The 18718-nt window shown below is 33.4% G+C and carries 16 protein-coding genes; 7 read left to right on the forward strand and 9 right to left on the reverse strand.

All coding sequences use genetic code 11. The annotated features are described in order from the left end of the window. The first annotated feature begins 605 nt into the window (after positions 1 to 605). Complete coding sequence (locus tag EJ01_RS14240) at positions 606 to 2738, forward strand: acetate--CoA ligase family protein (protein ID WP_048082395.1); 2133 nt, start codon at positions 606 to 608, stop codon at positions 2736 to 2738. A 205-nt stretch (positions 2739 to 2943) separates the two neighbouring features. Here the strand turns inward: EJ01_RS14240 and EJ01_RS14245 are convergent, their stop codons facing one another. From EJ01_RS14245 to EJ01_RS14260, 4 genes are all read right to left on the reverse strand, one after another. Further along, a complete protein-coding gene (locus EJ01_RS14245; protein ID WP_052376241.1) occupies positions 2944 to 4689 on the reverse strand; it encodes an ABC transporter ATP-binding protein in 1746 nt (581 codons plus the stop codon). After that, positions 4680 to 5549, reverse strand: coding sequence for an energy-coupling factor transporter transmembrane component T (locus EJ01_RS14250; RefSeq protein ID WP_048082396.1), 870 nt, complete (start codon positions 5547 to 5549; stop codon positions 4680 to 4682). The genes EJ01_RS14245 and EJ01_RS14250 overlap by 10 nt, the downstream gene beginning before the upstream one ends. Beyond that, positions 5546 to 6703, reverse strand: a complete 1158-nt coding sequence (locus EJ01_RS14255; protein WP_052376243.1) for an adenosylcobinamide amidohydrolase — start codon at positions 6701 to 6703, stop codon at positions 5546 to 5548. Before EJ01_RS14255 ends, EJ01_RS14250 begins: the two co-directional genes overlap by 4 nt. 143 nt (positions 6704 to 6846) lie before the next feature. Beyond that, entirely contained in the window at positions 6847 to 7485 is a 639-nt protein-coding gene (locus EJ01_RS14260) for an ECF transporter S component (RefSeq protein WP_048082397.1), read from the reverse strand. Positions 7486 to 7790: 305 nt separating this feature from the next. Here EJ01_RS14260 and cbiM point away from each other — a divergent pair, with 305 nt between their 5' ends. From cbiM to EJ01_RS14285, 5 genes are all read left to right on the forward strand, one after another. Then, complete coding sequence (cbiM, locus tag EJ01_RS14265) at positions 7791 to 8489, forward strand: cobalt ECF transporter S component CbiM (RefSeq protein WP_048082398.1); 699 nt, start codon at positions 7791 to 7793, stop codon at positions 8487 to 8489. Beyond that, positions 8490 to 8828: an energy-coupling factor ABC transporter substrate-binding protein gene (locus EJ01_RS14270; RefSeq protein WP_048082399.1), complete on the forward strand. Its 339-nt coding sequence runs from the start codon at positions 8490 to 8492 to the stop codon at positions 8826 to 8828. A 22-nt stretch (positions 8829 to 8850) separates the two neighbouring features. After that, positions 8851 to 9639, forward strand: a complete 789-nt coding sequence (gene cbiQ, locus EJ01_RS14275; RefSeq protein WP_048082400.1) for a cobalt ECF transporter T component CbiQ — start codon at positions 8851 to 8853, stop codon at positions 9637 to 9639. A 117-nt stretch (positions 9640 to 9756) separates the two neighbouring features. Next, positions 9757 to 10596, forward strand: coding sequence for an ATP-binding cassette domain-containing protein (locus EJ01_RS14280; protein ID WP_048082401.1), 840 nt, complete (start codon positions 9757 to 9759; stop codon positions 10594 to 10596). A 234-nt stretch (positions 10597 to 10830) separates the two neighbouring features. Continuing rightward, positions 10831 to 11505, forward strand: coding sequence for a HoxN/HupN/NixA family nickel/cobalt transporter (locus EJ01_RS14285; RefSeq protein ID WP_084689244.1), 675 nt, complete (start codon positions 10831 to 10833; stop codon positions 11503 to 11505). 524 nt (positions 11506 to 12029) lie between these two features. Here EJ01_RS14285 and hmdC read toward each other — a convergent pair. From hmdC to EJ01_RS14310, 5 genes are all read right to left on the reverse strand, one after another. Then, positions 12030 to 13535, reverse strand: coding sequence for a 5,10-methenyltetrahydromethanopterin hydrogenase cofactor biosynthesis protein HmdC (gene hmdC, locus EJ01_RS14290; RefSeq protein ID WP_048082402.1), 1506 nt, complete (start codon positions 13533 to 13535; stop codon positions 12030 to 12032). 239 nt (positions 13536 to 13774) lie between these two features. Beyond that, positions 13775 to 14179, reverse strand: coding sequence for a hydrogenase iron-sulfur subunit (locus EJ01_RS14295; RefSeq protein WP_048082403.1), 405 nt, complete (start codon positions 14177 to 14179; stop codon positions 13775 to 13777). A 17-nt stretch (positions 14180 to 14196) separates the two neighbouring features. Continuing rightward, complete coding sequence (locus EJ01_RS14300; RefSeq protein WP_048082404.1) at positions 14197 to 15345, reverse strand: Coenzyme F420 hydrogenase/dehydrogenase, beta subunit C-terminal domain; 1149 nt, start codon at positions 15343 to 15345, stop codon at positions 14197 to 14199. Continuing rightward, complete coding sequence (locus tag EJ01_RS14305) at positions 15342 to 16472, reverse strand: molybdopterin oxidoreductase family protein (protein ID WP_048082405.1); 1131 nt, start codon at positions 16470 to 16472, stop codon at positions 15342 to 15344. Before EJ01_RS14305 ends, EJ01_RS14300 begins: the two co-directional genes overlap by 4 nt. 47 nt (positions 16473 to 16519) lie before the next feature. Then, positions 16520 to 16912, reverse strand: a complete 393-nt coding sequence (locus EJ01_RS14310) for a hypothetical protein (protein WP_048082406.1) — start codon at positions 16910 to 16912, stop codon at positions 16520 to 16522. A gap of 614 nt (positions 16913 to 17526) precedes the next feature. Between EJ01_RS14310 and hmd the strand changes: the two genes are divergently transcribed. Then, positions 17527 to 18564, forward strand: coding sequence for a 5,10-methenyltetrahydromethanopterin hydrogenase (gene hmd / locus EJ01_RS14315; protein ID WP_048082407.1), 1038 nt, complete (start codon positions 17527 to 17529; stop codon positions 18562 to 18564). Positions 18565 to 18718 lie beyond the last annotated feature (154 nt).

Genomic DNA, 18718 nt, shown 5'->3' on the forward strand with positions numbered 1-18718 from the left:
AAAATATTAATACGTGATAAACACAGTTCATGTTCAAACTATCTGCTATTAATAAATAACTGTTTTTATAATGAAAATGTAATATGTAATAAAGGCAGTACAATGAAAATAGGCGAAATTAACGTGTGAAAAATCTTAGACTTGCATAATATGATACTTATGAAATGAAAATAAGATAAATAGTTATATATTTGTTGGATTTTAAAAAAAACAGAAGTTCTGTGAAGATATTATTTTAAAACTTTTTTTAGAAATATATTTAAGGTTTAAAATAATAAATAATGTAAAATTCAAATAATTTAAATAATAAATAATGTAAAATTCAAATAATTGAAAACGTAATATGATCGCTTTATAATGAGTAGGTGAGTTTTATAATAAAGCGAAAAGGTAGATACAATAAATTCAAGTTATAAAAGAAAAGTTACAGATCTATTAAAATGTAATATTTAAAATGAAGCCAGCTAAAACTTTAAACTCTTTTTAATAATTTTAATTTCATAATTAAATAAAAATAATCCGTAAGGATACAACTGTGTAATAAAAATAAAATCAAGATTCCGTAAGGATACAATGTGTAATAGAATGTGTAATAGGTGATAGACATGCGTGATATGTTCGATGCAAAATCAATTGCAGTAATAGGTGCGTCAGAGACGAAAGGTAAAATCGGGTACGATATAATGAGATCCCTTGTGAATTATTATAAAGGAGAAATCGTTCCGGTTAATATTAAAGGCGGCGAAATACTTGGAATTCCTGCCTGTACATCAATAAGTGAACATGGTCCTGTAGATCTTGCAGTTATAACCATACCATCACATTTAATTCCAGCAACAGTTGAAGAATGTGGTGAAATTGGAATTAAAAACATTGTTGTAATTTCAGCAGGATTTAAAGAAATTGATGAAGAAGGGGCCAGACTTGAAAATGAATTAGTGGAACTATGTAAAAAATACAAGATCAAACTGGTAGGTCCTAACTGTTTAGGTATAATGAATACATATAACGATATGAATGCATCTTTTTCTTCTGATATTGCTCATAAAGGTAAAATATCTTTTATGAGTCAATCTGGAGCTATCATGGCAGCTATTCTTGATTATGCTGATAAAAAGAATATTGGATTTTCCAGAATTGTCAGTCTTGGAAATAAAGCTGTGATAAATGAAAATGACTGTATGAAAGACTTTATGGAAGATGAAAACACAGAAGTTATAACCGCATATCTGGAAGGTATTGTTGATGGCCCGGGTTTTATAGAAGCCAGTAGAGAAGCTTCCAGGAAAAAACCTGTTCTTGTTATAAAATCTGGAAGAACTTCCAAAGGATCTGAAGCAGTTTCTTCACACACAGGTACAATTGCCGGTTCTGACTCTGCATATGAAGCAGCATTTTCACAGTGTGGAATTATACGTGTAAATTCACTTGACGAGATGATGGATTACAGTAGTGCTTTAGCATTCTCCCCACTTCCAAAGGGAAATAGAATTGTTATAATCACAAATGCTGGTGGTCCAGCGATTATGACCACAGACGTTGCAATAAAAAATAACCTTGAAATTGCTGAACTTACATGCGAAACTAAACAAAAATTAAAAGACGGATTACCTGCAACTGCAAGTGTTAAAAACCCTGTTGATGTTTTAGGTGACGCAAGTCCAGAAAGATATGCATTTGCACTTGAGACTGTATTAGCAGACCCTAATGTAGACGGAGTAATTTATCTGGTTACACCGCAGTCTGTCACCGATGCTGAGGGAATTGCTAAAGTTGCAATTGAACACGCGAAGAGTTCTGAAAAACCAATTTTATGCAGTTTCTTTGGAGGAACCAGTTTCGAAGGCGCTGAAAAACTTCTAGCTGAACATCAGATCCCAAACTACCTGTATCCTAAACGGGCTGTTAAAAGTTTGAAAACTTTATACAATTACAGTATTATCAAAGATCAGGAATATCCAGATTCCCCTGATTTTGATGTTGACAAAGAAATTGTTAAAAACATTATTCAAGAGGCACAGGAAAAAGATATGTATACGCTTGGTCTGGAATCCTTTGATATACTTAAAGCATACGGAATTCCAACAGTAGGCACTGCAATTACAAAGAACCTTGAAGATACACTAAAAGCAGCTGAAGAAATTGGATACCCTCTGGTTATGAAAATAGTTTCTCCTCAAATTTCACATAAATCCGATGTGGGTGGAATTAAGCTTAACCTGAACAATGCAGATGACGTTAAAGCAGCTTATGAAGACATGATGGAAAACATACCTAAAAAAGAACCTAATGCAACTCTTGAAGGCGTTCAGTTACAGAAAATGTTGTCTGGCGGTAAAGAGGTTATCATAGGTATGGTACAAGATCCTACCTTTGGTCCAATGATGATGTTTGGACTTGGTGGTATCTACGTTGAAATATTAAAGGACGTTAAATTTGCAATTGCACCTGTAAATGAAGAAGAAGCAAGGGAAATGATAGCTGGAATTAAAACTCATGAACTCCTTGAAGGAACTAGGGGAGATAAAGCAATGGACACTGAAGCCATTGCAGATATCATACTCCGAATTTCACAGCTTGTTACAGACTTCCCTGAAATCAACGAGTTTGAAATCAACCCGTTAATGGTCTTTGAAGAAGGAGCATTAGCTGTTGATATGAGACTGATGTTAAAAGAAGGAGGATCTGGTCCTGTATCAGAACTTTCCCAGAGTGCAAGGGTAAAATCAAGTGAATAATTTTAAAGAAGGTTTAAATCCTTCTTAAAATATTTTTTTATAGATGTTCTATCTTTTTATCTTAAATTGATTCTTTTTAGAAGTATTAAAGTTTCACCTTAAATTTATAATTCAAAAAGATAAGTTTAGCATTTTGAGTTAGATCATTTAAAATTAATAAAACAGAAATTGCTTAAATAAATCTTAAACTTGGAAAAAATCCAAATCAACCGATCCATTTTTCTTTTACATCATTTAAAGTTATGCTTTCAGGTAAAAAATTTTTCACCATCCTGTTTACAAAAGTGGTATAGAAATTATTGCTGGAAAATACAGCTTTAGGAGTGTTATCAATTTGGATTTTCCCGTCAAATAAGATCATGCATCTTTTGGAGTATTCCGCCGCAAACTCAATGTCATGGGTTGCCATTACGATAGTTAAACCGTTTTCCTGCATTTTTTTTAATTTATACGCAAGATGTAATTTGGACACGGGATCTAAACCCTTTGTAGGCTCGTCTAAAAATAAAATATCTGGTTTAGTGAGTAATGATTTAACAATTGCTATTTTTTGCTTTTCCCCACCACTACAGTCATAAGGATGTTTATCCAGTAGATGAGATATTCCAAAAAATTCTATGAGTTTTTCCTTTTCAGAATCCAAAATGATTTGATTGTTATTTGAGTTAATGTTTTCATGACTATTTTGAGGCATATATTTTTGCAGTCTCCTGAATTTAGACGAGTTATTATCTTCTAATTTTTCCAAAAAGTTCAGTGATAACTCTTCTTGGACAGTATCTCTCCAGAAATGAACCATAGGGTTTTGATGAACGTAACCTACTTTAATTCCTTTTTTAAGCTTAATTTTGCCCTTTTGTGGTTTGATTATTCCAGATAAAATCTGCAGTAAAGTTGTTTTTCCAGTTCCATTGCCTCCAAATATGCTTATAAATTCTCCCTTTTTAATATCCAGAAAAACTCCTCTTAAAATGATATGGTCATTTATATAACCAAACCAGATATCTTTGCATTTAAGCAGAATATCACTTGAATCTAAATTCTCTGAGTTTTTAAATAGATTTACATTTATATCACGCCATAAAGCAGTGCCAGACTCTTTTAATTTTTCATCCAGAAAATTTAATTCCTGCATGCCTTCACGTATGTTCAGAGGAATTTTACATTTATTCAAAAAAGAATATTTAGATTGTAATAAGAAATGTACTCTAGTAACTGAAGGTAAATAATTGCGGAATACTGGATTTTGGTATGCTTTTGAGCATATTGTTCTAGGTTTATTAATGTATTTTATGTGTCCATCCTCTAAAAAAACTGTTTTATCTGCAAAAGGAAAAATATTATCTATTCTGTGTTCTGTAGCCATTATAGTAATTGAAAATTCTTCATTCAATCTCCTTAGCATTGACAAAAAATTATACGCAGCTATAGGATCCAGCTGTGAAGTTGGTTCGTCTAAAAGAAGTAATTTAGGTTTCAAAACCAGTAAAGAACATAAATTGACCAGCTGTTTTTGCCCGCCGGATAATTCCTTGATATTTTTGTATAAATATTTTTCCAGGCCAAAGAAAGCTGCCATTTCAGCTATTCTGTTTCGGATATCTTCGGTTGGCAAACCAATGTTTTCTAAGGGGAAAGCTATTTCTTGAAGGACATTGTCAGATACAAACTGATCTTCAGGATTTTGAAATAAAAAGCCGATTTCACATGCTGATTTTTTATCTTCAAGCATTTCTATATCTTCATCATCATAATGAATTTTTCCCTCATAGACTCCTGCAGGTCGTATTTCTTTTTTTAGGTTAGTAAGTAGCGTTGTTTTTCCAGATCCAGATGGACCGCAGAATAAAACAAATTCTCCGGGAAGTACTTCTAAATTGATGTTAGAAAGAACATTTCTGTCTTTTTCATTATATTTAAAATAAAAATTTTTAAAGCTGATTAATGCCATATCAATTTCTCCTTGGATTCTAAATAGATTAAAGGTAGTAAAAGAATTAAAAACGCGAAATAGAATATGTTGAATATATTTTCTGAAAATGAAAACTGCAGTTGTGGATAAATGCTTATCCTGCCGTGGCCCTGTAAAAGTCCAATTATACATACTGCAGCTGAAATAATGATGAGTGCAATAAAATAATAATCGATTTTTCTAAATTTAAAGGATAAATAATTAGTTCGCTCAGTAATTCCATACCCTCTACCTTTCATTGATTTTGCAGCTAGCATTGATTCTTCTAATGACCATGAAACAACAACTGCAAGCATTTGGGCTGTATCTTTAATTTTATTTATCTTTGTTTCATTTTTTTTACCTGAACTTTCATGATTAAGCCTGAAAACTTTATTTACTTCACTTAGCCTATAGTTTAACAATGGAATAAATCTCAAAGCCATTATAATTATTATAGAAATATTTGGAAACCTTTTTGAAAGAATATAAAGCATTTCCTGGTAAGAAACTGTGTTGTTATATGACGCAAATAGCAGTAATATGATTAAAAGGGATAAGCTCATTAAAATACCATATACCAAAGCTTCCAGCGTAATAAAGTAATTTCCTATGATGTATATTTTTATGGCCCCAATGTGAGATACCAATGGGTTTAAAATGATAATTAAGAACGCCATGGGGATATAAAACTTAATTATATTCTTAAATTCGCTGTTAATACCTTGAAATGTGGTTAAAAGAACAATACAAATTAAAAAAGATGTCAGATAATAGGGATCATTGAAAAAGAATGCAAATAATATCAAAATCAGGTAGTAAACCATATAAGTTGCTGGATGGATCACTGTAAATTTCATGGATTCACCATTTTGCAAATGTACCATGAACTAAGCCTCATCCACTTTTCAATGATGGAATCATTTTCCTCAAGCAATTTTTCAGTTATTGAAAATTCTTCATTTAGGATAGTGGGAATTGTTTTCATAATTGAAACTGCCGCTTTTTTGCCAGCAGTTTCAGGAATTAAACCCCATTCAATTTCATCAACGATATGCAGAATAGACGAAACCATAGCCACAATCAATGGGTTTTTAGAAAAATTATGGAGATTCTCTATAAATTCTTTCTTTTGTTTTGTTCCTGGAATTGATTCTGCAGTTTGCCAGTATTTTTCTTCATCGATCCCAAAACGGTTCAGCCTGACGAGCATGTCACGCTGTGAATCCGGTGTTAAATTAGTCTGGTTTGCAAGTGCTTTTGTAGTAGCTTCAATTACACATTTTCCAATTAGTTCTCCTAATTTGGAATGTTTGCCTGCATTTGTGAGAACGTTTTTACTTTCCATGTTGGAAATTACAGAAATTCCATCTGTTCCTGAACCAGTGGCTATACCTGTTGAATATTTGCTTGGTGCCATAAGCTGTTGAAGCGCCACTGTTTTTGCTTCTACAGCTACTATCATAGCTTTTAACAGTGTACTTTCATTTAATTTGGAATTTATTATTAAAATGGTGTTAATGGTCCCTAGTTTAAATTCAAATTTACCATTTTCTTCGTAGTAGGATGCAGGATCTCCGGCACGCCCCCCATTAACATTAATCCCACCAGTTACTACTGCTGTAACCTCGATGTTTCTGAAAATTTTAGTTGATATGGCTGCATGTTCCATATCAGCAGAAGTAATAAGCCCTGATGTTTTTTCAGGATTCAAACCAAGTTTTTCAGCGGTAATTATCATGTAATCTTGAACATTAAGTCCTTCAAGGCCATCTGGATTACCTTCACATGGTTCTTTTAGTTGATGGTTAAATATTGCTTCAATATTTTCTTTGTAACCTCCATTTATCCATGAAGTGGTTATTGAATTTCTGTTTTGTGGTAATTTTACAACAATAGAGTCTTTGCATCGGTAAATATTTTCTCCTGAACTTGTTTTAAAAACTAATTTAGGTTTATAACTTGAATCTATATTTTTCCCCTTTTGATCATATATGTTCTGTGATAAAGTCATTAAAATCTCCTATGCAATTAATTATAATTCGGCGTTTAAGCGTGTAATACCAAGTATCGGGCGAATTTGGAATAATGTTAGTTATATATGCAAGTTAAGCATTTACGTATCCAGTACTTTATTTTTGTAATATAGTTCGGTTTTTATGTGTTTGCACCTTTATTCAATGGTCCTGTTTGATTGGAAAGGAACTTATCTTTAGCCCGGTTAAATATCCTTTTAAACAGACCATATAGTAAAACTAACAAAATAACATTTGTAACTCCATGTGATAAGTCAAAGGGCACACTAGCAGCGAAAATACCTAAAAAAGCATTTAAATCTATGGTGCTAAGGAATGGCAACATTGAAAGATCGGTTATCCATCCATAAAAGAATCCCCATATAAAACCAAATCCTGCTCTTATGTATACATTTTCAAGTTTGGAACTGAATATTCCTGCAGTTAATCCCATAATGCCCCAACCAATCATCTGGAAAACTGTCCAGTATCCAATACCTAAAAATAGATCAGTTACAACAGCTGTCAGAACACCTGTTATAAAACCGATTTCCTTTCCAAAAACTAATCCTGCCATTATAATTATGAAAGAAGAAGCTTGAATGCTGAGTAATGCCGCTGTGGGAAGTCTTCCTAAAGAAGCAATAGCTACCAAAATTGCAATTAGTACTATTGACTCGACACTGGGTTTTGATTTTTCGAAATATCTAAAGATACAGAGTATGACTCCAATTATTAGTATTACAAATATTATTAAACTGGTTAAAGTTAAAGAATCCATATTTTTCACTCCTATTTTAATAAATGCACTGTTCAAATATGTTTGAATAAAATTCAACTATATCTGATATTTAATACTTTCTATTTTTTCAATTATACTTGAAAAAAAATAAAGCAAGATTTATATGTCCTTAGTTTCACACATTAACTGTGGAATATGAAAAAAAAGGAGATGGGGATAATAATAATACTTTCTATTTTTTCAATTATACTTGAAAAAAAATAAAGTAAACTTTATATATCTTAAATTCATCAAATTAAATTGACGAAAGGTGTATATGTACTAAAAATGGAGGAGAAATTAATATGCATATAATGGAAGGATATTTACCATGGTACTGGTGCGTTTTCTGGTATGCGGTTGCGTTACCAGTCGTTGCCTATGGTATAATCCAGATAAAGAAAGTAACGGACGAACATCCGGAATCAAAACCACTTTTGGCAGTTTCAGGGGCATTTATGTTCATTTTGTCATCTTTAAAAATGCCATCTGTAACTGGAAGCTGCTCTCACCCTTGTGGTAATGGTTTAGGTGCAGTTTTATTCGGACCTGCTGCAGTAAGCGTTTTAGGAGCAATTGTGCTTCTTTTCCAAGCATTACTCTTGGCTCATGGAGGTTTAACAACTTTAGGTGCTAATATTGTTTCAATGGGTATTGTGGGTCCATTAGCAGCGTGGTTAGTATGGAAAGGAACTAACAAATTAGGTTTGTCTGCTTCAATAGGAATATTTCTAGCTGCACTTGCAGGGGATTGGTTAACTTATGTAGCAACTGCAGTACAGCTTGCAATGGCATTCCCAATACCAACTGTTGGATCTGCATTTGTTAAGTTTATAGCAATATATGCTTACACCCAGGTGCCTCTGGCAATAGCAGAAGGTCTTTTAACTGTTGTAATATTTGATTACATTATGAAACTTAGACCTGATATATTAAGAAAGTTAGGTGTCATAAAAGCAGAAGACACTGAAAAAGCTTCAGAAAAAGTACCAGAGGTGGCTTAAATGGTTGATAAAAAGCCTATAATTCTGTTAATTTTAGTAGCTGCAATTGTTATATTTCCACTTGCAATTTATAACGGCCTTGGAGAAGATCAGGGCTATTTCGGTGGATCCGATGATCAGGGCAGTGAAGCAATAGAAGAAACAGGTTATGAGCCATGGGTCCAACCACTGTGGGAGCCACCAAGTGGTGAAATAGAGAGCTTATTATTTGCAACGCAGGCAGCTATTGGAGCTATTATAATAGGTTATGTTTTAGGATACTACAGTGGCCAGGCTAAAGCAAGAAAAAGAGATGAAATAGAAGAACAGGTTATAAAAACTACTAAAATAAGTAAATAAAGAAATTCTGACTGGTGATACAATGTTTGAAAACACTCTGGATAGCTATGCTCATTCCAATGGTCTAAAAAACACAAATACATACTTCAAGGTGCTGTTTGCAATATTGACCATGCTGGTAAGCTTGGTATCCACATCACCAGTTATACCTTTTATTGTATTTTTGCTGTTAACGTATCTAATTATTTTCAAAGCTAAAATTCCATATAAGTTTTATTTGAAGTTCCTTTTGGTACCATTCATCTTCGCATTTATAACATTTGTTTTCATGGCGGTGTTCTTTGGCGTTGGTTTTCATGTACTGGAACTTGGAATATTCAACTGGGCAGTAACTGCAGATGGTTTCAACTTAGGGTTCCTTGTTTTTGCAAGGATGCTTGGTGGTTTTTCATGTCTGGCATTTTTGGCCCTTACTACGCCAATGACAGAACTATTTTCTGTATTAGAGCGTTTAAAAATCCCAAAAATTGTTCTTGAATTGGCTATGTTGATGTACCGTTATATATTCGTGTTCTTGGATGAAGGCATTAATATGTATCACTCTCAGGAAACACGTCTTGGATATTCGACAATTAAAAAATCATTCAAATCCATGGGTATGCTGGGTAGTAACCTCTTCATAAAAACATGGGTAAAAGGAGAACAGGTGTATCTTGCAATGGAATCGAGGTGCTATACTGGTTCAATGAAAACAATGGGAGAATATGGAAGTATCCGAAGTATTGGAACTCGTAATTTAGCATTACTTGTGGTGTTTGAGGTAGCACTCTTCCTCGGCACATGTTTAACAGGGAATTTTAACATATTTTAATTTTTTTAAAGTAGTTAGCTGATGATATTTCATCGAAGGTAGGTATTACTGAACATATAAACAAAGTGTAAAATTGTATTACAACATAAATTCGTTTAAGGAGTTTAAGGAGATAACATGAATATTATTGAAACAAAAAATGTTACTTATCAGTATCCAGACGGAACTAACGCTTTAGAAAACATTAATTTCAGTGCTCCAACTGGCAAAATTATTGCACTTCTTGGTCCAAATGGAGCAGGAAAATCAACATTATTTTTACACTTCAATGGAATACTGCAGCCTACATCTGGAAGTGTAATGGTAGATAATGCCTGTTTAAACTATAAAAAAGAAGATCTTATGAATTTGAGGCAGAAAGTTGGGATAGTATTTCAAAATCCTGATGATCAGCTGTTTGCCCCAACAGTGGTGGAAGATGTAGCTTTTGGCCCTGTGAATTTAGGTTTATCAAAAGAAGAAGTAAAAAAACGAGTTGATGAATCTTTAAGAAGGGTAGAAATGATTGAATTTAAACATAAAGCGCCACATCATTTAAGCGGTGGCCAGAAGAAAAGGGTGGCTATTGCAGGCATCCTGGCAATGCACCCCAAGATCATGGTTCTAGATGAACCAACGAGTGGTCTTGATCCGAGGGGTGCCTCGAAAATTATGAAACTACTTTATGAGCTTAACCGGGAAGGAATTACTATTATTATATCCACCCATGATGTTGATCTGGTGCCCCTATATGCACATAGTGTTTATATAATCAGTAAGGGGAATATAATCAAAAAAGGAAGCCCTCAGGAAGTTTTTGAAGATGCTGAAACCATAAGAAAGGCTAATTTACGTCTTCCAAGAATAGCACACCTTGTGGAAATACTTCAAAAGGAAGATAAGGTGCCGTTTGATAAGCCGTATCCTCTTACGATAGGTGAAGCCAGGAAAAGGATATATAATCAAATTAAAGATTGAAAATACTTAATTCTTACTGAAATACCACTTAACTCCTTATTTTTTGATTTTTTTGAGTTATTAGCACTTCAGTGCTTTTAGGTATTACTCATCTTATAAATAAATTGGAAAATTGTATTACATATTTGTTAGCGGTTAAATGGAGGGGATATTCCATTGATCATGTGTATTACTTGTTATATAAATAAAATTAAAAATTGTATTACTTAAAGTCAAATTATAGAGGTGGTTTAAATGAATTTAATATCAGGAATAACAGCGGTCACGTCAGAAATGAGTTTAATGTTTATAATTTCTGCATTTATACTTGGTGCGCTGCATGCACTGGAACCAGGCCATGGAAAATCAGTCATGGCTGCATTTGTTATAGGTACTGATGCCGAATTAAAGGATGCTTCATTACTAGGGCTTACTGTAGTTTTTTCCCATGTAATTGTTGTAGTTTTGCTTGGAATAGTTTCAATATTTTTAATAGGGGCTTTAGACGTTAATAGAACCCATGAAGTCATGAGTTTAATAGGTGGAATTATACTGGTGGGAGTTGGTTTATGGATGGTGAGAAAATATTATCACCCACATCACCACCATGAACACAGTATCGATACTAAGAAAGGAGTTGTTGCTATTGGATTATCTACTGGTTTAATACCCTGTCCTGCAGCCCTGGCAGTACTGCTTTTCAGTATTGCAAATAACCAGTTATACAACGGCCTTGTATATGTTTTGATATTCAGTGCAGGGCTTGCAATATCCATAACTATTCTTTCAGCGCTTTTTGTTAAAGGGAGAGGATTTATCCAAAGTTACATGGGTAGCAGTGCCATAAACAAGATTCCACTGTTAAGTGGAACTATTATCATTGTAATAGGATTATTTACACTATTACAGCCTGTATTTGAATCTATTTAATTTATGTAAAGGGTATTTGATTGCTTCAATCTGGCCATTTTCCTTTAATTTTTCAGTTAAGTATTATAACTTTTCTTAATTTAGCCCCAAAAGTAATAATATAAAATAAATAGAAAGTATTATATACAAAAAGCACTAATTCTTCTTTGTAGTGGCAAAGCTGGCAAAAACTTTCGAAAATCATAGATTTTCTTTGTTTTTGCGGCTGCAAAAATTCTATGAATTTTTGCAAGAGTCAAAAAATATTATTAATAGTTAAAAATACCTATTTTAATTATTAATTACGACCTTGCCATTTATTTCCCCCTAGAAATATCGGTTAGGATATATAAAAAAATTATAACCATTAGAGACCTATACAATTCAAGAATTATGGGGCATTTAATTATATTAAACAAAAGTTAAATGCCCTATAAATTGAATTATTGGTTCACAGTATTTCTATAAGATTTAAATAGCGAATAAAAAAATTTAGTTAATATCAGTTAACTCTTATCCCATGTTAAAAAATGGTTTTTAAACGGTTATATCAATTTGATGGTGCCGGGTATCTTTTTTGAAATTTTATCTGCAATTTGTGGAACCGTTGAAGTTATAATGCTGTTTTTTGAATTTTCCGCAGCATATTTATCATTAGATCCAGCGCCAGTAACGTTTGTATTTAGTTCTTCACTTAGGTTTTGAACTGTAACTTTTTCTACCCATGGATCCATGTCGCTGATAATAATATCATCCACTAATCCATCTAATTCTTTAGCTATAACCCATGAGACAAATCTGCCACCTAATAAAGACACATTATCTCCTTTTAAATCATTTACTATACTTTTTGCAGTTTTATCTATATTTATATATTTATAAAGGTTTGAATTGGCTAAAGTAACCCAATGAGCATCGCCAACCTCAAAAGATCCAATTTTATGGGGATATATGTTGTGGGGCCCAGCTATCTTTACAGCCCTTGTCAGAGCTTTTAATTCTTCTCTTTGTACTGGAATGCTGGCCGATTCACATTTAACTTCTTCTTTTATCATTTTTATAACTCTGGGGAGCCCAAAAATACCTCTTCTAGCAGTCCCTGGGGAGTATCCACACATATATCCGTGGTGATTATTAGGGAAGCCTGTTATAATTGCATTAAGACCTGCTCTTAGACCTGCCCTGCATTCATCTTCATATGCGCCATTGGTTGCAACTACTTTGCCTGGAACTAAAATTCGGGCCATAGCAACTGCTTTAGCAAATGCATCAAGTCTATTTTTGGAATTGTTAAAAGGGCCTCCTTCTAAAACAAAAACATCAGCACCTATATTCAAGGCTTTCTCAAAACCAGTAATCAGGTCATCATATCCGTCACCAATGAACATGATGGTTTCTAGTCCTTTTCCATGTTTTTTAGCCAAGCCGGCAACTTCCTCTGCTTCTTCTATGGGAGCTGCATGGCCTTCTCCACCCTGTTCACTGGTTAAATTAACAGCTACCGAAGAAGAAAGCTTAATCCATTCCTCTTTATTTATTTCTTCTCTTTTTTCCTTATCAAAAAGTCTTGAATGAATTCTTCCCCTTGGACACTCTTCAAAATAGGGCCCTTGATAATAACACTGCCCTGAACACTTAACTATTTCTTTAGGAAATCTCATAGGACCATAGCGGCCAAAATGATCAAGATCTAAAGGGACATCAGTTATCGCGCTGACTTCTTTGATAATGTCAATTCCTTTCATTCCATGGGCTTCTGCAATATCTGCGAAGGCGTAAGCACATATATGTATGGGGGCCCCGATCATATTTGCTAGAATACAATTGCCAAGAAGGTCTCGTTTTTCCAGATCGGATGCACAGGTTCCTACAACGATTTCTGTCAGGTCGCAACCCAGGGGAAACTTTTTAAAATTCATACCTAATTTCATAGCTTCTTTTGTATTCAGTTCTGATACTGCATTTACTACATCAACAACGTTTTTTTGTGATTTACAAAGTTCTAATGCTGAATCCATATCATTAACGGCTTCTTTTATTATTTCATGCATTTATGTCACCTTTCAGACTTTTGGAACGCTAAAAAAGTATATAAAAAATACTGTTTTGTTTTATTTGTATTAATTACTGGTTCTAAAGTTCTATTAATTTAGATAAGTGTATTTTATATTTAAATATTAGTATTTAAGCCGGATTTTGTATTACTTTTTTCTTAAATTGCTCTGTATAATTCATACCTTCATTTTAGAAGTGTTCCTCTTCAAAATAAAAGAAAAAAATATAAAAAAAGTTAATTGGATTTTTGAATAGGTCCAATTGATTTTATACAGTTATAAAATTCTTTCATGGTTTTTTGGAATTTTTCACCCTCTGAAGCAGATATCCATTCAAATCTAAACCTTTCTTTATCTATTCCAAATTCTGGAATGAGATCTTCAATGAATTTAGCCCTTCTTTTCCATTTATAGTTCCCTGAGTCATAATGACAGTCCCCAATATGGCAGCCGCCTACAAATACACCGTCTGCTCCTTCCTTAAATGCTTTGAGTATCATTTCAGGATTGATTCTTCCAGAACACATGACCCTTATAATTCTAACTCCTGGAGGGTACTGCATACGGGCAGTCCCCGCGGTATCTGCCCCTCCATAACAACACCAGTTACAACAGAATCCCACTATTTTTGGTTCAGACATTTTATCACCTTAATTTTTTACTCCTTTTCTGGGCTGTATAACGGAGGTAATTCATCATTTACTCCTGCTATGTACCCTGATTCTTTTTTATACTTTTTTTGCATTTTTTGGTAGATTACAGACAGCGGAATTTCCATAGGACATACATCTTCACACTGGCCGCAGTTTATACAGCTAAAACTCATATGGGATAGCCTAACACCCTGGAAAGTAATTGGATTAGGAGGGATCTGGTCTTCTTCTACATAACATTCTTTATCCAGTGCACATTCTTTACAGTAACAGATAGGGCAGACATCTCGACATGCATAGCATTTTATACATCTATTCCAGTATTTTTCCCGGTTTTCGGAAGATGGATAATTTTCTTCTAGATATTTATCCTGGAAGTTCTGGGCTAGCTTTATCATTGATTCTTCAATTTTGCTTCGTATCGATATAGACTTTTCAGAAGGAATTTTAACTTCAATGTAACCTTCTTTTTTGGCATTTTCTACTAATTCTTTCCCTTTTTCTGTAATTATTTCTATAAATGTCCATCCTGGTTCCGCCCCCCAGTTACCGCAGGCTATATCTGCGTTTCTAGGAACCATAAGATCACATCTCTGGCAGTTTGCACGCCTTCCATACCCTTTTTCTTCGAGTTCATCTATTTTAACAGATTTGTGGCTCCCGTCTTTAAGTTCAATTATGAACTGCCCTTTGTCTATTTCTTCTTTGATCACATCATCTGGATCAACATTATAGAATATGTCTATCATTTTCCGGGCGGTTACAGGCATTACGGTACCTCCACAGTTTAAACCTATTTTGTACAGTTTATCTTTTTCTAACTGGCACCGCTTTTCTAATTCATTAATTGCCATAGCGTCACATGGTTTCACAGCCACAGCAAGCTTCATGTCATTCATGTGTTTTTTTATTATATCTCCTAACATGGTAGGTGCACAGTGCAGTGAACCGCATGTTTTCAGTACATCTTCTGATTCTTCAATAAGTGAAGGAATACCGTCATAGATATCTTCACCTCTTGTTAAAGTTAGAACACCTTCTACAAGCTCTTTGTCAAGTAAATACAGAAAAATAGAACTTACAGCTCCACCGCATTCACCTTCATCCAGTATTTCAGGACTTTTTGATCTGGCGAGTAAATATTCAGGATTCATTTTATCACCTGCAGTTCAATTCCCATCTTTTCTGCGATTTTACCGATGATTATTTGATCCTCAAGTGCATTTCCTGGCGCTGGAACGGTTTTTGAAATTTTCTGTACATCTCCCATGGTACTCGTAAAAGTTCCGGTTTTTTCCGCCCAGCAGGAAGCAGGAAGTACTGCATCTGATAATAAAGTGGTTTCGTTCACTGAACTATCTTGAGTAATTAAAAAATCAAGATTATTTAATGATTCTTCTACATAGGATGCAGGATTGTCTCCCACCACATAAAGAAGTTTTACATTTGATATTAATTCAGATATTCCTTCCTTATCTAATGCGGGGAGAATTTTCATAACTCCCCTTGCATTGCACTGTTCCATTACAGGGAGTATTTTAGATTTGGTGTTTTTTGTAAGGTTTAATATCTTTTCAAATTCTTTTTTATGATCTAATTTGTTGAATATAATGGTTGATGATTCATTTAGCTTATTAAGCACGTCTGGATCAATATTATCCAAAAATTCTGAAATTGTTTTGATTTGAATGTAATTATCTGAATTTAATCCGGTGAAAGTCCTATCTGGAGAGTCTACAGATGTTATTTCTGCACCATTTTCACTGGCAATAATTATTCTTCTGCCCAGTAACGGATTTTCTTTAATTACATCCCCTATTATCAAAATGAAATTTGAATTATCTAAATCTTCAAAAGTGGCAGTTTTTATGTCAAACGCGGGAAAATTTCCTGTGTAATACCCTATATTTTTTATATTTAATGTTTCAGCAAATTTTTTCAAAGTTTTCATGTCTTCATTTGTATAGTTCCCTGAACCTATTATCCCAATTTGGGAAGGAGGATAAGATTTTATTTTGGAAACTATTAAATCTAAAGCTTCTTCCCAGTTAGATTTTGATAAATTACTATTTTTCATTATAAGGGGGTTTTTTAATCTATTTTTAGCAGTTATTAGGTTAAAACAGTTTTTTCCTTTTTTGCAATTTTTTCCTTCATTTATGGGGTGTCTTTTATATGGATAGGTATCCACTACTTTATTTTCTTTAGTTATCAGGTTTATTCCACAGCCAATACTACATTGTGGACATATGCTGTGAGCTACGTTTAAAATTACTTTCATATTTTCACCTTTAACGTTTTAATAAAAAAATTTAAAAATTAATTATTTTAACAGTATATACTTGGGTACATGTCAACAAAATTTTTCTTAGGTGAGCTGTTTTTAGTAAATGTTGAGTTTGAATCTTCTAATTTGGTTTCTATGTTTAGATCAATGCTTTTTGTTAAATTTAACATAGTTAACATTATTTTTAAACTATTATCAAAGATCGCGCTGGGTAAAATATCTGCTGGATCTTTTAGATCTTCTAAATCTACTGTGCCATTGATTCTGAAGGTTATAGGGTACTTATCCGATGTTTTAATTGTACATGAATATTCTAATGAAGAATTACTCTTTTCTTTAAAATCTACATACCAGTTAACATCTAAATCTATGTTGGGTTTTTTGGGATCTTTTTCCGGACGAATTATTTGTAGTTTATTTACAGAAATTTTCATTTTTCCTCCACCTCCACTTGATCAAACAACAAATACTTAGTATTACTTATATAAAATTTATGATTATATAATGCTCCTTAAACAGCTTCATTCATGCTTAAAGTGAAGGATTATGTGTTTTAAACCGAAAAATGTGTGTACAATATTATGTTATTTAATAAACGTATTCTATGATACTATTTTAAAAAAAATTATTATTTATTTTAGAAAATTCACGGAAAAAATGGGAGTTTCAAACTATTAAAGCTAATATTAAACATTATAATCATCTATAAATCAAAATAATAGGTTATATATTTGTTTAGAAGTAAATATGGGCTTAAATAGTAAGAATAAATAAGATGAGTAATTGAATTTAATATCATTAATAAAGTATTATTTATTACTCAATATTCTGGACTAAAAAGGTTATTTTTTATAAAAAATGCTTAAGATTATCCAAAATTAATTCGTTATACTTACCTAACTTTAAAACTTAATACTTCCATACCATCAGAATTATTACGCGAAAAAAACAAATCAAAAGATTTATATTTTTTATGATATCAATTCTCAATCTGTACTACATAGAATTAAGGTAGTATTACTAAATTAGCAAAAAAAGGAGTGATAGTATGAAGATTGCAATATTGGGAGCAGGATGTTATAGGACACACGCCGCGAGTGGAATTACAAACTTCACAAGGGCATGTGAAGTGGCTGAAATGGTAGGAAAACCTGAAATAGCTATGACTCATTCCACAATGACTATGGGGGCAGAATTAATGGAACTTGCAGGAGTTAAAGATATAGTAATTGCTGATCCTGTATTCGACAACGACTTTAAAGTTATCGATGATTTTGATTATGAAAACGTTATAGAGGCCCATAAAGAAAACCCTGAAAGCGTAATGCCTCAAATAAGAGAAAAAGTCAATGAAGTTGCTAAAGACCTGCCGAAACCCCCAAAAGGAGCTATTCACTTTGTCCATCCTGAAGACCTTGGATTTGAAGTAACAACTGATGACAGGGAAGCAGTTGCGGATGCAGACTTTATAATGACATGGTTCCCTAAAGGAGACATGCAGCCAGCAATAGTTGATAACTTCTTAGATGATGTTAAAAAAGGTGCAACAATAACCCACGCATGTACAATTCCAACCACAAAATTCAGCAAGATATTCGCAGAAAAACACGGTGACCTTGTAACCTCACCTGAAACACTCAACGTCACATCCTATCACCCTGGAGCTGTTCCAGAAATGAAGGGACAAGTATACATAGCTGAAGGCTACGCTGCAGATGATGCAATAAACACTCTTTTTGAGTTAGGTCAGAAGGCAAGAGGTAACGCATATAAAATGCCCGCAGAACTCCTTGGACCTGTATGTGATATGTGCTCAGCATTAACTGCAATTACATATGCTGGATTATTAGGTTACAGAGATTCTGTAATGAACGTTCTGGGAGCTCCTGCAGGATTCGCTCAGATGATGGCCAAAGAATCACTTACACAGATTACTGATCTGATGGATAAAGTAGGCATTGATAAAATGGAAGAAAGTTTAGACCCTGGTGCTTTACTGGGTACAGCAGACTCTATGAATTTTGGATCAACAGCAGAATTACTGCCTACAATTCTTGAATCATTAAATAAAAGAGCTGCAGAGTAAAATAATTTTTTTTATTTCACTCGAAAATCGAAGCTTACAAAAACCAAGGGTTTTCGTGCATTCAAAAGCTTCGCTTTTGATGCCCTGAACATCCATGTTCAAGGGCTCCAAAACCTAAGGTTTTGAGAGATTTTCAACCGTAAAAAATCAGAGA

Source organism: Methanobacterium veterum (assembly GCF_000745485.1).
Lineage (GTDB): Archaea > Methanobacteriota > Methanobacteria > Methanobacteriales > Methanobacteriaceae > Methanobacterium_D > Methanobacterium_D veterum.

What these genes read in the sequence shown, in the direction of transcription:
- EJ01_RS14240 (WP_048082395.1), top strand. Translation starts at nt 606, where the DNA reads ATGCGTGATATGTTCGATGCAAAATCAATTGCAGTAATAGGTGCGTCA.
- EJ01_RS14245 (WP_052376241.1), bottom strand. Translation starts at nt 4,689, where the DNA reads ATGGCATTAATCAGCTTTAAAAATTTTTATTTTAAATATAATGAAAAA.
- EJ01_RS14250 (WP_048082396.1), bottom strand. Translation starts at nt 5,549, where the DNA reads ATGAAATTTACAGTGATCCATCCAGCAACTTATATGGTTTACTACCTG.
- EJ01_RS14255 (WP_052376243.1), bottom strand. Translation starts at nt 6,703, where the DNA reads ATGACTTTATCACAGAACATATATGATCAAAAGGGGAAAAATATAGAT.
- EJ01_RS14260 (WP_048082397.1), bottom strand. Translation starts at nt 7,485, where the DNA reads ATGGATTCTTTAACTTTAACCAGTTTAATAATATTTGTAATACTAATA.
- cbiM (WP_048082398.1), top strand. Translation starts at nt 7,791, where the DNA reads ATGCATATAATGGAAGGATATTTACCATGGTACTGGTGCGTTTTCTGG.
- EJ01_RS14270 (WP_048082399.1), top strand. Translation starts at nt 8,490, where the DNA reads ATGGTTGATAAAAAGCCTATAATTCTGTTAATTTTAGTAGCTGCAATT.
- cbiQ (WP_048082400.1), top strand. Translation starts at nt 8,851, where the DNA reads ATGTTTGAAAACACTCTGGATAGCTATGCTCATTCCAATGGTCTAAAA.
- EJ01_RS14280 (WP_048082401.1), top strand. Translation starts at nt 9,757, where the DNA reads ATGAATATTATTGAAACAAAAAATGTTACTTATCAGTATCCAGACGGA.
- EJ01_RS14285 (WP_084689244.1), top strand. Translation starts at nt 10,831, where the DNA reads ATGAATTTAATATCAGGAATAACAGCGGTCACGTCAGAAATGAGTTTA.
- hmdC (WP_048082402.1), bottom strand. Translation starts at nt 13,535, where the DNA reads ATGCATGAAATAATAAAAGAAGCCGTTAATGATATGGATTCAGCATTA.
- EJ01_RS14295 (WP_048082403.1), bottom strand. Translation starts at nt 14,179, where the DNA reads ATGTCTGAACCAAAAATAGTGGGATTCTGTTGTAACTGGTGTTGTTAT.
- EJ01_RS14300 (WP_048082404.1), bottom strand. Translation starts at nt 15,345, where the DNA reads ATGAATCCTGAATATTTACTCGCCAGATCAAAAAGTCCTGAAATACTG.
- EJ01_RS14305 (WP_048082405.1), bottom strand. Translation starts at nt 16,472, where the DNA reads ATGAAAGTAATTTTAAACGTAGCTCACAGCATATGTCCACAATGTAGT.
- EJ01_RS14310 (WP_048082406.1), bottom strand. Translation starts at nt 16,912, where the DNA reads ATGAAAATTTCTGTAAATAAACTACAAATAATTCGTCCGGAAAAAGAT.
- hmd (WP_048082407.1), top strand. Translation starts at nt 17,527, where the DNA reads ATGAAGATTGCAATATTGGGAGCAGGATGTTATAGGACACACGCCGCG.